Source organism: Pseudoalteromonas sp. MB41, assembly GCF_020966275.1.
GTDB classification, from domain to species: domain Bacteria; phylum Pseudomonadota; class Gammaproteobacteria; order Enterobacterales; family Alteromonadaceae; genus Pseudoalteromonas; species Pseudoalteromonas lipolytica.
Map to the genome: position 1 here is coordinate 589,025 of NZ_JAJJZF010000001.1, position 14,598 is coordinate 603,622.

Genomic DNA, 14,598 nt, shown 5'->3' on the forward strand with positions numbered 1-14,598 from the left:
CTCATCGCTAAGTATTAAGTAGGCATAGTTCCAAATGTATAAAATAACACCTGTTTTATTATTCACATGCACTGCTACAGGGACAGCTTATGCAAACGAGCCTTTAAGCTTAGATGTCGTCTGTGAGGTAAAAAGCAAACCCACTGCTGAGTTAAGCGAAGACAAAGACATCACTGTTGATAAACTCAACATTGATACACATACTATTTTTGATCCAAACGATCCTGAAACGACCGCCCTACACCGCTTTATTAACTGGTTACACATAGATACCAAAAACAAAGTTATCAGTGAGCAAATTACCTTTAAAGAAGGTGAGCAAGTAAGTGAGCGTCAGTTACAAGAAGCAGAGCGTATTCTGCGCAATAAAAAATACTTAAGAGATGCCAAAGTTAGCTATACAAAAGATTGCCTTGTGGATGAGCCTAAAGTTGTACAAATAGATACCTGGGATACCTGGAGTTTATTACCAACCGTTAATTTTGGGCGAAGTAGTGGCAACAATAAATACAGCTTGGGCTTTAAAGAAGAAAACTTTTTAGGGTACGGTATTCGCGCATCATTAAAGTATAAATCTGATCACGAACGCTCGGGCTTCCATTCAGTACTGCAAATGCCAGTACCTTGGCAGCCTCATGCGACCCTCACTTTACAAGCTGATGATTACGATGACGGGCAAGTCTTTTTAGTGGATTATCATCAGCCTTTTTATCAACGCAGCAGTGACGCACTAATGCGCTACTTTGCACAATCTCAAAAGCAAAAAAGTTATATCTATCAAAATGGTATAACTCGTTCAGAGTTTTTTACTGATGAATTAATCGCCCAGTTTGCCTATGGTGGTATTTTATCGCAAGACAGTCAGCAAACCTTCCACTGGCTTGCAGGGATTGACTACCAAGATGTCAGCTACCGCCCTTTTCAAACAGAACCTTTACTTGCAGGTCTCAACGATTACAGCATTGCTGCACCTTGGCTAGGATTGCATTGGTTAGAAGACAATTACGCTGTGTTGCACGATATTGACCTAATAAACCACAATGAAGACGTTAACCTAGGCTGGGAGTTAAACTCAAAGTTTGCCATCGATACGGTTAATTTGGGGCAAGGCTTTTTATTTGATACTAACCTCACCAAAGCGTGGTTTAACAATAATGCCTTGTATCGGTTTGCCACAGGGGTCAAAGGCAATATTGGTACAGAGCTTGATGACCGCTTAGCTATTTACTCAAAAGCGCAAATGAACTATCGCTGGTCAGATTCATTTGCCTTTTATGCGCATTTAAATGGTCATTGGCAAAACCATGAGTTTGCAGATAAACCGCTGGCTGTAGGCGGTGAAGAAGGCATGCGTGGCTTCCCTGAAAGTTACCAACATGGTACTTCAAGCGTACAAGCAACCGCTGAGCTAAGAATGTACCCAAATATCAATCTGTATCAGTTTGTAGATGTAGGCTTTGTTGGCTTTGTTGATGTAGGCCAAGCATTTGGCAGCACTGAAACTGCGAATATATCAGATTCAATGCTAACCAGTGCAGGTCTTGGTATTCGCCTATATTCATCGCGCTCAAGTAACGACAACGTTATACATATTGACTTTAGTACGCCTCTTGGCAGTTACCAAGACGTTGATTCATGGCAAATAGGAATGTCGGTTGAAACAACTTTTTAAGCATCCTGCTCTTTACTCATCAACTCGCTCATTCGCTGCATAAGTTCTTGCTCACTGAGGTCTTCTTTGTGTGTGCCTATAGTCCAAATATGACCAAAAGGGTCTTCTAAGGTCCCAGCTCTGTCGCCATAAAACTGATCGTGAACTGGGCGCAGCTCTTTTGCACCCAGCGACAACGCGTTGGCAAATACAGCATCAACGTCTTCAACATACAGCATAATACTCACAGGTGTACCACCAAGCTGATGTGGAGACTTAAACTGCACATCGGGGCACATATCTGAAAGCATGATGTGGGAATCAGCAATTTTAATTTCGGCATGTGCCACGCCACCGTCTGGTAAAGGCATTTGCATCACCAGTTCAGCAGCAAACGCTTGCTTATAGAACTCTATTGCCTTCGTGGCACCTTCAATAATCAAATAAGGCGTTACCGCATGGTAACCTTTAGGTATTGCAGATATAGCCATATTGAACCTCGTGTTGGAACGTGTCTTCTCTAAAGGTAGCAGTTGTTCACAAAATCACTAGCTTATGTACAAAAACGCCCACGAACATTCATGACCGCAGGCGTTTTTTAGCAAGGTTTATTGGTTATTCAGGCCAGCTTTGCTCCCCGTCAACGGTAAGCATAGGATGGCTAAGCGTTGTGCAATAGCCTGTCGCAGAGGAAGCAAAATAAACATCACCCAACACCGTGTAGCCTTTGGATTTCACTTGCTGCCGTGCTTTATCTGAGGTTGTCATGCCCCACATACTGAAGTAGTCGCTCAAATCGAGCTCTGTTACTTCTGACAACGCTATTAATAGCCAATCATTGTTACCTATGCTCTGTGCCTCCGACAGACTGTAGTTCGAAAAACCAAGTGCATCTTTTTGCGCCAGCCAATTAGCCTCGCTGTTATCAGCTAGATTAAAAGCCCGTTCAATAATGTGTAAACGCGGATACAGATGCCAGCCGTTTTCAAGCGTATTGTATGCCTGTGCCGCCATCATAATTTGTAAGTAAATTGCATGGCTTTGTGACCACTCTGACATCGCTAACTCTTGCATATAAGCATAGGGATTAGCCGTTTGCTGACTGGCCTGTAAGTGATTAAATAAACCTTCAAATGGCAAGTTTTGACACGACGCCGAGAATCCCGTTTCATCTTCAAATTTAGACTTACTGTAGTAGGAGTAAAAATTGGTATTGGAGTGACCACCAAAGCCTTCGATACGGAATCGGTCTTTTTCAAGACCATGGCCTAACTCATGAATATCGCCATGCCCAGTCGGATTAAAATTCCACCCCGCGTCATACGGGTTACCCGAGCAGCCCCAGCCGCATGTGGGTTGGTCGGCATTCATGTGCTTAACAATATCAATGGTCTGTATTTCAAGATTGCGTGCACTAGCAAAGTCATGAATTTCGATAACTACATCAATACCTGGGCCTTTAAAACCCGCTAATACATGCGGGTAGTTATGAGTATAACGCTCCACGGCATGGGCAAAGTCAGAGGCAATTGGCCAGTAACCTTCGTTGATCGAAATACGCATTTTCTCAAGCTTTGAGTGTACTTCAAAACCGCCTGTTGCTACTTCGGCCCAATCGTAGTCGCCTTTTTCAAGTAGCTCAGCAAAACGTGTATCATCGCTGCTGCTTCGCCAATACGGATGCTCACCAACATTGTTAAATTCAAAGCTGACGTCTAAATCATTTTGATCGAACGCAATTTGAATTGGCCCACCATAGGGTGAGGTAAAGTACACGGTTTCATTGCTTGTCACTGGCACATGCACCGACTGCAATTTAGCAGGACGATTATACCCATTACTGCTCATATAGTGCGTTGCGCCATCACGTAAGGTATTTACAAACACCTTGGTGTTAACGGCTTGGTTGTCGGTGCGCTTTATCGAGAATGTTTGCCCGGGCAGCGCATACACACCTGTTGAGCGAAAATGCGCTTTACTTTGCATGTTTACTGTCACGCTTTTTGGCGTTACATGGCTAAAGTCACTGCGGCTAAAATTTCCCATATCACTTTGGGTTGGGTTCACTTTACGCACATTTAATACCGCATGATCAGCAAATAACGAACGGAAAAAAGCATTATTATCAGTACTAAGCTTATCCATCGGAAAACGCACATCTTGGCGATAATGATCGCCAAGCAGCGCTAATAATTGATAAAAGCGATAGCCTTGCTCTGCAAAAATATCGGTTTTTGCTTGGTCAAAGCCTCTAAATAATGAGTTCACTTTAGTGGCTGCATCGCTGAATTGTTGCTGGTATTGACTATCACTCGGACAACTACGGTTATCACAGGTGCTTAAATCTACAGTGAATTCACCTGTTTTAAAACGGTTCAATAGGGCTTTAATAGTAAGCACATCACTCGGTAGGCTGTTGCTGATTACACTTGGGTTCCATTCTGCGAGTTCTAATCGGTGCCAATAGTTATCACCAGCAACACTGACATGGAATAACTCAAACAAGGCGTTACCCAACGCTGTTTGACTACCATCGCGCTGAACATAAATCACGGCAATATCATTCGCTAGCGCCTGCTTTACTGCTGCAACCACATTATCAATATTTAATCCTTCGCGTTCATGCTGAGAGATAATTAATATATCGGTGTCATCAGTTAAACATCCCGCCAAGGCATCGTTATCACAGCTGGCTTTCTCGTTATAACGAACTCGGTCCTTGTAATGCGTATCGAACCATTCTCTAGTGAGAATGCGGTCTTGAAAATAATAGCTCTGATCAAGCTGTGCCATTACAAGGTTAAGAGGCTGCTCTTCAGTTGCTTCTCTGCCTGCAAGCCAGCTATGGCTGTTTTTCAAAAAGCTGAGCATTTGCTCATTAATCGTATTGCGATACGGGTTACTGCCGAATACGAGGTAGCGGCCGCGCTGTGCATCACTGCTACCCACCACGGCGAGGTTTCTTACTTTTGCTTCATAACCTTCTTGCCAACTATTATTGGTTAACAGTACGGGCTCATTAAATGGATAAGTGGCCCTTAACAGCGTTGCATCCCATGTTGGATACCAGCTTAGTGCATCCAAGGGTGACTGTGTGTCTAAACCAAATAAACGATTTTTAATCGTTTGAAAGCGCGCTTTGTGAGTGTCAATTTCATTCAGTGCCGCATCAAGTAATAAATCACTGTTTGGCACATCAAGGGCGTTTCCCGATGCAAGAGCTTGTGCCACATAACTTTGCACTATGTTTAACACAAATTCATAGTTCGCGTGTTCACGTGAGTCACTGGCTGTGATAGTGAACCGAAGTTCACCTACATCCTCATCGCTAGGCGTGCCCGATAAGGTATTTGTTTGCGCATTAAAGCTAAGCCATGCCGGTAAACCTGCCACCGTTAGGCTTACCTCATCATTGTCAGTGTCATTAAGGGTAAGCGTTAAACTAAATGCGTTTTCTGCACGCGCCTCTGCAGCGAGTGGGCTGATGCTAGGCAATGAATTAGCGCGAGGAGTCACAGTAAATATTTGCTCAGCAAGCTGCGATACTTCGCCATCTGAATAACGAAAACGAATGAGCTGCTCGCCACGGTCAGTAAATGCAGGCGTTCCCGAAAAGCGCTGAGTGTTATTATCAAAAATTAACCAATCAGGCTGTGCAACGTCACTCACTATAATCGTATCGTTTTGTGCGTCGCTAAATGTGAGCTGATAAGCGTAGGCTTGGCCTTCATTCGCATTAGCTGGCGTTGAAGTAAGCGTTGGCGATGTGTTTTCTTCCCGCGCTTTCTCCACCTTAATATCAATCAACAGCTGTGCTGATAACTGCCCATCCGATACACTAAACTCTATGTTTGAAAACACGCCTGCCTGCTCAGGTATACCGCTTATCGCCCCCGTTGCTTTATCAAAATTGACCCAATTAGGTAAGTTGCTCACCGAAACTGTGAGTGGATCATTATCTGGATCAGACACTTGTGGGTTAAAGTTTAGCGTATCGCCGACCTTTAACGTTTGTGACTGCCCACTGATTTGAGGTGCTTGATTTTGCGGTGTTTCAGTGACCGGAGGTGTAACGGGCGTTTCTTGTGGCTCTGAACCACCGCCACACGCCGTTACTAAAGCGAGTATTGCTGTGCTTAAAAGCGCATGCTGGTATGAAGAAAAAGGTTTGCTCATTAATCTTATATTCGATGTATACATTTTTTTAACATTATAAGCGGATGAGCCACACTATTAACTCGCACGAAAGACGTAAATTGACAACGCTATCAAAACATTTTCAAAAAATAGCCGGCTCAAATAAGTTCTGAATTTTCTGAGTGTGCGTCATGTATTAAAATAACCTTACTAGGGCTAGTATTAATGAAGGAATAAACGAGCAATTTGAATTTGGAAAACCATGAAATCTATTAGCGTGATATGTATCACTTTATTCTTTTTAATAACCAGCTATCCCACAAAAGCTGACATTGCTATAAACGCCACCCCTTTTGACTTTGCCACAACCCTAAGCTTTAACTCTGAAGTGTTGCATCAAGTTCGCTCTATAAATGTGTATTTGCCGCAAAGCTATGAAAAAAATACAGGCAAACATTATCCGGTCATTTACTTATTAGATGGTTCTAAAAATGAAGACTTTATTCATATAGCGGGCCTGGTGCAATTTGCGAATTTTTCATGGATCAACATGATCCCCGACACCATTGTTGTCGGGATAAGTAATATTGATAGAAAGCACGACTTCACCACAAAAAGTAACAACCACTTTGACCAGCAAGAACTTCCAAGCCATGGGGGGGCTGAACAATTTATCCATTTTTTACAACATGAATTAAAACCATTAATCGCCAAAGAGTACCGTACTAACGGCACAGAGACCCTCATAGGTCAATCTTTAGGGGGCTTGCTTGCAACTGAAATATTGTATAATCACAGTGCGTTATTCGATCATTACCTAATCATAAGCCCAAGCTTGTGGTGGGACGATGAGGCGTTATTAAAAAGCCAATTTAAACCAAATCATCCTCCTAAATCGGTGTACATTGCAGTTGGCAAAGAAGGCCATGTAATGGAGCGAGTTGCGAAAGAATTATACAAACAACTTGCTCATTCACTTAAAGACAAAAGCCAAGTGAAATTCCAGTTTTTCTCCGAACATGAGCACGGCGACACATTGCATTTAGCGGTTTATGATGCCTTCAAAGACATCGACTACACGCGTTGAGTCATCGCTATAACCAGCAATAATGCCTAACCATTTGAACTTATAATTTTAGCCACTTAAAACAAAGCGGCTAAAAGCGTTACCGTGCAAATATGGCTCTCGGTTGTTCGTGTAAGCGCAAGCACGTGCCGAGTTCAGTATGTTTTTGGCAGGCTTTGGCATCTCATGTTTTTATAAAACAATTTATAAAGGAATTTATAAAGGAATTTATAACTCATTAAAATTTAAACGTTTAAACAGCGTTTCGTAAGCTTATTCCCCCACTTCACTTTTTCAATTACTTTGCTGCCATTACTTTTCTGCAATAAAAGTAATGATAGTTAATTACCCGCTATCAGCCCCTTTTTAAATAAGCTCCGTGGAAAGCTGGCTTTAAAACAAACGTTCAAATGCGAATTATTCTTGATCTTATTTGTGTTTTGTATACTATAACCGCCATCTTATATGGACTAACAAAAAAAATTGGGATCAACAATGAAATCAATAAGACTTAGCTTATTAACTCTGGCAATTACCGCACAATTTTCAGCAATAGCAGATGATGCAAAGCCTAAGCAAGACATGGAACGTTTAGTTATTACCGCCACTGGTTTTGAGCAAAAAGTAACTGAAGCACCTGCAAGTATTTCAATTATCACAAATGAAGATATTAAATCTCACGCCTTTACTTCGGTGCTCGATGCAGTGCAGTATTTAGAAGGCATCGACATTGGTACAACCCGCGACAAAACAGGCCAAGGCAGTGTGAGTATGCGTGGTTTAACAGGTGAATACACCCTGCTATTGATCGATGGTAAACGTCAAAACAACCACGGTGATATATACCCTAATAACTTTGGTGGTAACGCCTTTAATCACGTGCCGCCGGTTGACGCTATTGAACGTGTTGAGGTTATTCGCGGCCCTGCATCGACACTTTATGGAGCAGACGCACTTGGTGGTGTTATTAATATCATCACTAAAAAGCACACTGATAACTGGAGCGGTGCAGTGTCATTTAGCCGTTCATTACAGCAAAACGACGACTTTGGTGATGACATAACCACCGACTTTAGCGTGATGGGTCCGCTTATCAAAGATGTTTTAAGCTTAGGTGTGCGCGGCAGTATTTATGAGCAACAAGCCTCCTCGCCAACATTTGAACCTGCGGTCGATCCTAATGGTGTAGTGCATACTCGCTCACTTGGCTTTGGTAGTGGTGGTCGTACTGTTGATAATACCAACGAACAATACGGCTTTACTTTAACTTACACACCTTTTGATTCTCATCATTTACGGTTTGATTATGACAACTCAAGCCAAGTGTATGACAACACGCCAAGCTACGATATTGAATCAGGCACTATTACTTACCCTTTAGGCACTAAAGATAATATTGAATCTATTTGGCAAGACAGCCGCGGTCAGGTTAATCCACGTGCAGGTTATGCCGCCGATCAAGAGTTTGACCGTGAGTGGTGGTCATTTAGTTATGATGGTGAGCTTGAATGGGCCACTATTAAAGCGTCGGTATCGTATGTTGATACGCAAAATAACGGCCGCACTTTGCCTCTAAGCGTTAGTGAGCGTATAGAGCTGCAAGCTATGTACGATGGCACTGGCGAATATGAAGGTATGGATGAGCAAGCACGTAAAGATTTAGCCGAAGACACCTTCTTACCCCGCCCAGCTCGCCCACTCGAAAGCAGTCAGTACACGTATGATTTACGCTTTGATATTCCAATCACTGGCGGTTTTGGCAGCCACAATTTAGCGATTGGTGGTCAGTTAATTGATGGTGAGTTAAAAGATGGTGTATTTGGTCTTGAAAGTGACCAAGCCGGTCAAGTTCAAGAACAAAACATGTACTCGGTATTTGCCGAAGATAACTGGATGGCAACCGATAACTTTACTTTCACTTTGGGTGCCCGTTACGACGACCATGATGTATTTGGCAGCCAAGTATCACCCCGTGTGTACGCTGTGTACAACTTATCCGACACTTGGACTTTAAAAGGCGGTGTTAGCACTGGCTATAAAACCCCACAAACAACCGACCTATACGACGGTATTACTGGTTTTGGTGGTCAAGGCACCAGCCCATTTGCTGGTAACCCAGACTTAGAACCAGAAACCAGTGTTAACTCAGAAATCGCGCTTTATTGGACATCACTTGAAGGTGATCACAACATCAATGTCACTTATTACAACACTAAGTTCGAAGATAAAATAGCCCGCGGCGATACCATTTTAAGCTGTGAGCAAACCAATGGTGTGCGCCCGTGTGTTAACTTAGGCCAATACGATCAACTGGGCTATGACAGCTATAGCCAAAAAATCAATATCGACGAAGTAGACCTACAAGGTGTTGAAATTGCAGGCCAATATACACTAACCAACACGGTGTCAATCAATGGTAACTACACATGGACTGACAGCGAACAAAAGAGCGGACCAGAACAAGGCAAACCATTAACTAACAGTGCTGAGCACATGGCCAACTTAACGCTAAACTGGGAAGCCACCGACTCAATCAACCTTTATTTACAAGGTGTGTATCGCTCAGATCGTTACCGTGGCTGGGATAACGTGCACGATAAAGCGCTGTATTACAAAAACTACAACCTACTTAATCTAGGTGCACAGTTCTATGTTAATGAGTACGTGCAAATTAACGCTCGCGTAAACAACCTACTCGACGAAGATTTCACCTCTTATAGTACGAGCTATACCGACTTAAATGGGGATGGAGAGTACGAGTACCTAACAGGTCGTGGCGTAGTGAGTGAAGTCACTTTCACTGATGACTACAACGTAAAAGATAAAAGCCGTAATTTCTGGATTGGCGTTACCGCTTACTTCTAATATTTTTCTCCCTGAATATAGGCAGCACTCACTGTTGTGCTGCCTACTTCGAGCAGGTCGTCCGACTGTCACTAAACTGCCAACAATGCCATTTATACTTCATTAACCTGCGTAAGCCTGTTAGTTAAATAATGGAAAATATTCTCACAGCCAGCGGTATATCTATTAGTTACCAAGATAAAGGTGACCTTGATGCACCTGTGATCATATTGATTATTGGCTTAGGCGCACAATTTACCGTGTGGCCAGAGGCCTTGTATAGTGGTTTAGTAGAAAAAGGGTTTAGAGTAATTCGCTTTGATAATCGCGATGCAGGGCTGTCATCATCGCTCGATGAATTAGGCAAACCAAGCCTTATTAAACATTGGCTGAGCCGCCGTTTACCGCTACGCACCCACCTCCCCTACTCATTAGATGACATGGCCCGTGATGTAAAAGAGTTGATGAATGCACTTTCTATCAAACAAGCGCATTTAGTGGGGGCATCAATGGGGGGCATGATTGCACAAATAGCTGCTGCAAAGTACAAAAAGCGCGTACTCAGTTTAACCACCATTATGTCGAGTAGTTCACCTTGGTCGTTTTCAGGCTCGAACATTAATTTGCTCATAAAACTAGCTAAAATACAGCCACGAAACCGAACTAAAGAAGCCGAAATAAAATACAACATACGCCTTAATCAATTAATTGGCAGCCCTGCTTACCCGCAAGATGAATGCGCTTTGTATGAAAACGCAAACCGTTATAGTAAGCGTGCCGCTCATAATCAACAGGGTTTCAAACGCCAACTAGCAGCCATTGCAGCAACCCCTTATCGCGAAAAACTATTGAAAAAAATTAAAGCCCCGACCTTGGTTATTCACGGCAGTGCCGACCCTGTCATCCCTCTTGAAGCTGGCATTAATACCGCACTTATAATCAAACGCAGTAAATTAAAAGTGGTGCCCGGCATGGGGCATGATTTTCCACCCGCTTTAATGAAAAAGATGACTAAATGGATAGCAAAGCATGCCCGTAGAGCATCAAAAAAGCCCCGTTAAATAACGCATACTCATTACGAATGAAAAACGTTATGAGCAGCGCTTTAATCAACCACTAAACTGATGCCAAGGACCTGTTATGGCGAGTGTTTTTGCTGGTGAGTAAACATTCACAAACAAGGTACTGCCATCGGGCGAAAAACAGGCTCCAGCAAGTTCTGTTTGCGCAACCAAACGCGCAAAATTATAAACCTGTCCTTCAGGAGTCACACCACGTAAGTGATTATCAACCACATCGGTGTATTGATCTTCACAAACAATTAAATGGCCATTTGGTGACACTGTTAAGTTATCGCCAAAGTTATAGAGTGTTTTGCTGGTACTCTCAACAAACAACGATATCTTGCCAGGTTGCTCAGCTTCTTTATTAGTGCCTTCAAATTCTGATGGCTGGTATTTCATTACCTGACCAAGTTGCTTTTTACCGCCATTAGTACAACAAAAATAAAGCTCTTTATCACCCCAGTGAATGCCTTCACCTCGCGCAAATAAAGCAGCGCCTTGCTTAAAGCCACGTAAGCGTAAGTCATCTTTCGGGCTTTCAGGGTTATCTAAGTCAATCCACTCAACATCCAACTCTTGATGCAGTGGCATGGTCTTACTATGCCAGTTACGGCTATCGAACTGTGGTTTCCCTTTAACGACCATTGCTTGTAATTGGCCGCCTTTGTGCAGCTTGCCATATTCGTTAGGAATGAAACGGTAAAAAACGCTGTCACCCTTATCTTCGGTTAAATACACAATACCAGTGCGAGGGTCGACAGCGGCCGCTTCATGATTAAAGCGTCCCATGGCTTTCAATGGCTCAGGTTTAATGAGGCCTTTACTATTGGCAGGCACCTCAAAAATATAACCATGATCTTGATTGAATCCATCGGCTTTGGTGTCGGTTGTTTCTTCACAAGTCAGCCACGAGCCCCAAGGCGTAATACCACCAGAACAGTTACGAATAGTGCCCACTAACGAAAGATACTCTTGCTCTTTTTGATGGGTTTTTAAATTATAAATAATGTGGCTAGTACCACCAGGAAGTGCGACACCTTCGCGGTTAGTATCGAAGGCGAATGGTGTTTTATGCTGTGCGATACTGGCTTCGGCTTTAGTTAAATCTGTTGGTTTTAATTCGTGGTTACGCACCAAAGCAACACGGTCATTGCCAAGGGCAAGACAGCCCATACCATCGGCTTTGTCGGGAACAGTGAAGCCATCTGACATTTTCTCACCTAAGCTCGAAATAATCTGATAACTAAAACCTGCGGGTAAATCTAATAGCGCATCAGGGTCAGGCAATAAAGGACCAAACCCTTTGATCGTTGTTTGCAAATCATTAAGCGACACTTTGCCAATGGCACTTTTTGATAACCCTAAAAAGGCTAACGTACCCGCCCCTACCAAAAATTCTCGACGTGAAACCATGCTAACTCCAAGCTGAAACCAGCTTTATCATACAAATAAAAAGAGCATTATAAAGCAAAGAAATCATAAAAAGTTACAGTATCACAATCTTCACGAAAATGTCATAAAGCACCTAATAACGACGTTTTAATCACTACGAGTTGTTGATTAGGCACAATAAAATTAAATAACGGTGATATTCCAAACTGCAAAACTAACCATTCACATAACCAGACTAGCCATTTTATGAATGCGCTTAAAAGTCATCATCACAGTATTGTGAAAAGTTAATGTTTTCTCTAGTGGAGTGTTTCAAACTCGGAATAAGCAATTATTTTCGAGATGCTTATATTTTTGCTAAGTCGCCACAACTCGTTACTTGATTACGACCTTGATGCTTTGAACGATACAACGCATCATCTGCACGTTTTAGTACTGTTTGCCAACTTGTTTCTTGTGGGTTCAACATTGCAACTCCGACACTTACTGTCAGATACACAGTTTCATCGTCTAAAATAAGCGGTGTTTTTGCAACTGATTTTCGAATACGCTGTGCCAATAACTCAACGTCTTGGCCGCTTATGTGGCTCACTAACACAGCAAACTCTTCGCCTCCTAAGCGAAAATATTGGTCATATTCCCTGAGTTGCTGTTTAGCAATTGCGGTTACATGCGCGATAGCTTTATCGCCAAGTATATGTCCAAACTGATCGTTCACTGATTTAAAGTGGTCAATATCAAACACTATAAAGGCTAACTGGGCGTCATTGCGTATACATCGCTTTAGCTCTTTATTAGCAAATATCTCAAGCGCTTTACGGTTATACCACCCTGTTAAATGATCCGTTAAAGAATACTCTCTTAACGCGAGTTCTTTACGCCAAGTCACCACAACAGAAAATGCTATCGTCAGTAAAAAGTAAAAAGCGATAACCGCTAAACTACCTATGTTTAAAAGTTGATGCTTTTCAATCCATGGCGTATTTTCAATACCTGTCAGTAACAAATAGCCTCTAAATAACTGTTGCGCCGAGAAAATAAACAACAAAATAATGAGCAAGTAATACGCTTTGCCCGCCTCTTCTTTTCGGTGCTTCCAAAGTGCTAGCATCGCCGAAATATCAAGTGCAGCAATCATCGGATACAAAACAACAATACGCAGTTCAATTGACTCATTCATTGCTGGCACAAAATGCATAACAAAAATGCCAACAAAAACGATCAGCACAACCCCCCACATCGAACGATTATATAAGCATTTAGATACGCCACTGAAAAGCGCTGCATGCCCAGCTAAATAGCAAGCATTCGCAAAAGCAGGATGGAAAAACGAAGGAAAATCGACATTAGTCGCGAGAATACCCGATAAATTGGAAGCGAAAAATAATGCACCACACACCAGCCAATCAATTAAATAACTTTCGTTACGACTCGCAATGTACAAAGCAGCCATTGTTAACATCATTATAAAGCTAACCAGTGCCGTACAAACGAGCAATGTGTGGAGATCCATTCTTATTATTATCCCTTAATTAGAATTAGGGGGTGGATAATAAACCAACAATTAAGGCAAGTTCAATAGCCAAACTTAGAATATAATCCTCGAATTGACTATTATTTGTTCTATAGCGTAAAGATATAAAATTGAATATATTTTTCCATAACTTAAAAATAACTTGTTATTTTTACCTATAGACAAAAGCCCTCTCATAAAAACCGCCTCTATAAAAACAGCAACTTTACATTTAACACATTGAAAAAAAATGAGTTTAGAAAGTAACGCCATGCTGTATCGGCTAAACAATGCCTAACAAAACAGGGGATTTCTGGACTTTATAAGTAACCTTATTTAACAGGTACATTCTCAACGTATTGATTAAACGTATGAGCAGTCTGCTGTATTCATAGAGTGATTAACATGATTATTAAAATGCTTAAGAGTCATTTATCACTCTTTTAATCTCTCCTATTATGCTCGCTCATCTTTAGGAGACCCCATCACCACATGTGACGTAATGGTTCTTACCTGAGGAATTGAACCGAGCACATCAGCATGAAATGCTTTATATGATTTTAAATCTGCCGTTTCTACCCGCAGTAAATATTCAAACGCACCGGTCACGTTATGACACTCTTTAACTTCATCAATAAACGCGAGTGCTTGCTCAAATGCGAGCTGCGAGCTTGTTGAGTGGTCGTTTAAACCCACGCCTACATAAGCGATAAAACCTAAACCAACAGCGTGATGATTAATCACTGCGCGGTACCCCGAAATCACCCCGAGCCGCTCAAGTTCTTGAACCCTTCTTAGGCATGCCGATGGCGACAACCCCACTTTCTCTGCTAGCTCAGTATTTGCTAAACGGCCATCACGCCTTAACTCATGCAATATTCTGTCGTTAATTCTATCTTTCTTCATTTTAAATTGTGATTTCAAACTACCA

9 protein-coding genes are annotated in these 14,598 nt (G+C 42.2%); 4 read left to right on the forward strand and 5 right to left on the reverse strand.

Annotated features, from left to right (window positions below; all coding sequences use genetic code 11):
• Positions 1 to 34: 34 nt before the first annotated feature.
• Positions 35 to 1,672: a hypothetical protein gene (locus LPA49_RS02695; protein ID WP_074988998.1), complete on the forward strand. Its 1,638-nt coding sequence runs from the start codon at positions 35 to 37 to the stop codon at positions 1,670 to 1,672.
• Here LPA49_RS02695 and LPA49_RS02700 read toward each other — a convergent pair.
• A complete protein-coding gene (locus LPA49_RS02700) occupies positions 1,669 to 2,142 on the reverse strand; it encodes a VOC family protein (RefSeq protein WP_036966768.1) in 474 nt (157 codons plus the stop codon). The two genes, LPA49_RS02695 and LPA49_RS02700, sit on opposite strands and share 4 nt — an antisense overlap.
• Positions 2,143 to 2,266: 124 nt before the next feature.
• On the reverse strand, positions 2,267 to 5,827 hold the full coding sequence (locus LPA49_RS02705) for an ImpA family metalloprotease (protein ID WP_075593771.1): 3,561 nt from the start codon (positions 5,825 to 5,827) through the stop codon (positions 2,267 to 2,269).
• A 223-nt stretch (positions 5,828 to 6,050) separates the two neighbouring features.
• Between LPA49_RS02705 and LPA49_RS02710 the strand changes: the two genes are divergently transcribed.
• The 3 genes from LPA49_RS02710 to LPA49_RS02720 all read left to right on the forward strand — a co-directional run bounded on the left by LPA49_RS02710 (position 6,051) and on the right by LPA49_RS02720 (position 10,759).
• A complete protein-coding gene (locus LPA49_RS02710) occupies positions 6,051 to 6,875 on the forward strand; it encodes an alpha/beta hydrolase (RefSeq protein WP_075593772.1) in 825 nt (274 codons plus the stop codon).
• A 474-nt stretch (positions 6,876 to 7,349) separates the two neighbouring features.
• Positions 7,350 to 9,719 carry a TonB-dependent receptor gene (locus tag LPA49_RS02715; RefSeq protein WP_075593773.1) on the forward strand — a complete coding sequence of 790 codons (2,370 nt, stop codon included), beginning with the start codon at positions 7,350 to 7,352 and terminating at the stop codon, positions 9,717 to 9,719.
• Between the two features lie 131 nt (positions 9,720 to 9,850).
• Positions 9,851 to 10,759: an alpha/beta fold hydrolase gene (locus tag LPA49_RS02720; protein ID WP_075593774.1), complete on the forward strand. Its 909-nt coding sequence runs from the start codon at positions 9,851 to 9,853 to the stop codon at positions 10,757 to 10,759.
• Positions 10,760 to 10,807: 48 nt separating this feature from the next.
• Here LPA49_RS02720 and LPA49_RS02725 read toward each other — a convergent pair whose 3' ends face one another.
• From LPA49_RS02725 to LPA49_RS02735, 3 genes are all read right to left on the reverse strand, one after another.
• Positions 10,808 to 12,175 (reverse strand): alkaline phosphatase PhoX, encoded by a 1,368-nt coding sequence (locus LPA49_RS02725; RefSeq protein ID WP_065978608.1) that lies wholly within the window; start codon positions 12,173 to 12,175, stop codon positions 10,808 to 10,810.
• Positions 12,176 to 12,500: 325 nt separating this feature from the next.
• Positions 12,501 to 13,667, reverse strand: coding sequence for a GGDEF domain-containing protein (locus LPA49_RS02730; protein WP_051501733.1), 1,167 nt, complete (start codon positions 13,665 to 13,667; stop codon positions 12,501 to 12,503).
• Between the two features lie 456 nt (positions 13,668 to 14,123).
• Complete coding sequence (locus LPA49_RS02735) at positions 14,124 to 14,573, reverse strand: Lrp/AsnC family transcriptional regulator (RefSeq protein WP_036969104.1); 450 nt, start codon at positions 14,571 to 14,573, stop codon at positions 14,124 to 14,126.
• Between the last annotated feature and the right edge of the window lie 25 nt (positions 14,574 to 14,598).

Excerpts from the sequence above, each read along its gene's own strand:
- LPA49_RS02735 (WP_036969104.1), bottom strand. The coding sequence starts at position 14,573 with ATGAAGAAAGATAGAATTAACGACAGAATATTGCATGAGTTAAGGCGT.
- LPA49_RS02705 (WP_075593771.1), bottom strand. The coding sequence starts at position 5,827 with ATGAGCAAACCTTTTTCTTCATACCAGCATGCGCTTTTAAGCACAGCA.
- LPA49_RS02715 (WP_075593773.1), top strand. The coding sequence starts at position 7,350 with ATGAAATCAATAAGACTTAGCTTATTAACTCTGGCAATTACCGCACAA.
- LPA49_RS02695 (WP_074988998.1), top strand. The coding sequence starts at position 35 with ATGTATAAAATAACACCTGTTTTATTATTCACATGCACTGCTACAGGG.
- LPA49_RS02720 (WP_075593774.1), top strand. The coding sequence starts at position 9,851 with ATGGAAAATATTCTCACAGCCAGCGGTATATCTATTAGTTACCAAGAT.
- LPA49_RS02710 (WP_075593772.1), top strand. The coding sequence starts at position 6,051 with ATGAAATCTATTAGCGTGATATGTATCACTTTATTCTTTTTAATAACC.
- LPA49_RS02730 (WP_051501733.1), bottom strand. The coding sequence starts at position 13,667 with ATGGATCTCCACACATTGCTCGTTTGTACGGCACTGGTTAGCTTTATA.
- LPA49_RS02700 (WP_036966768.1), bottom strand. The coding sequence starts at position 2,142 with ATGGCTATATCTGCAATACCTAAAGGTTACCATGCGGTAACGCCTTAT.
- LPA49_RS02725 (WP_065978608.1), bottom strand. The coding sequence starts at position 12,175 with ATGGTTTCACGTCGAGAATTTTTGGTAGGGGCGGGTACGTTAGCCTTT.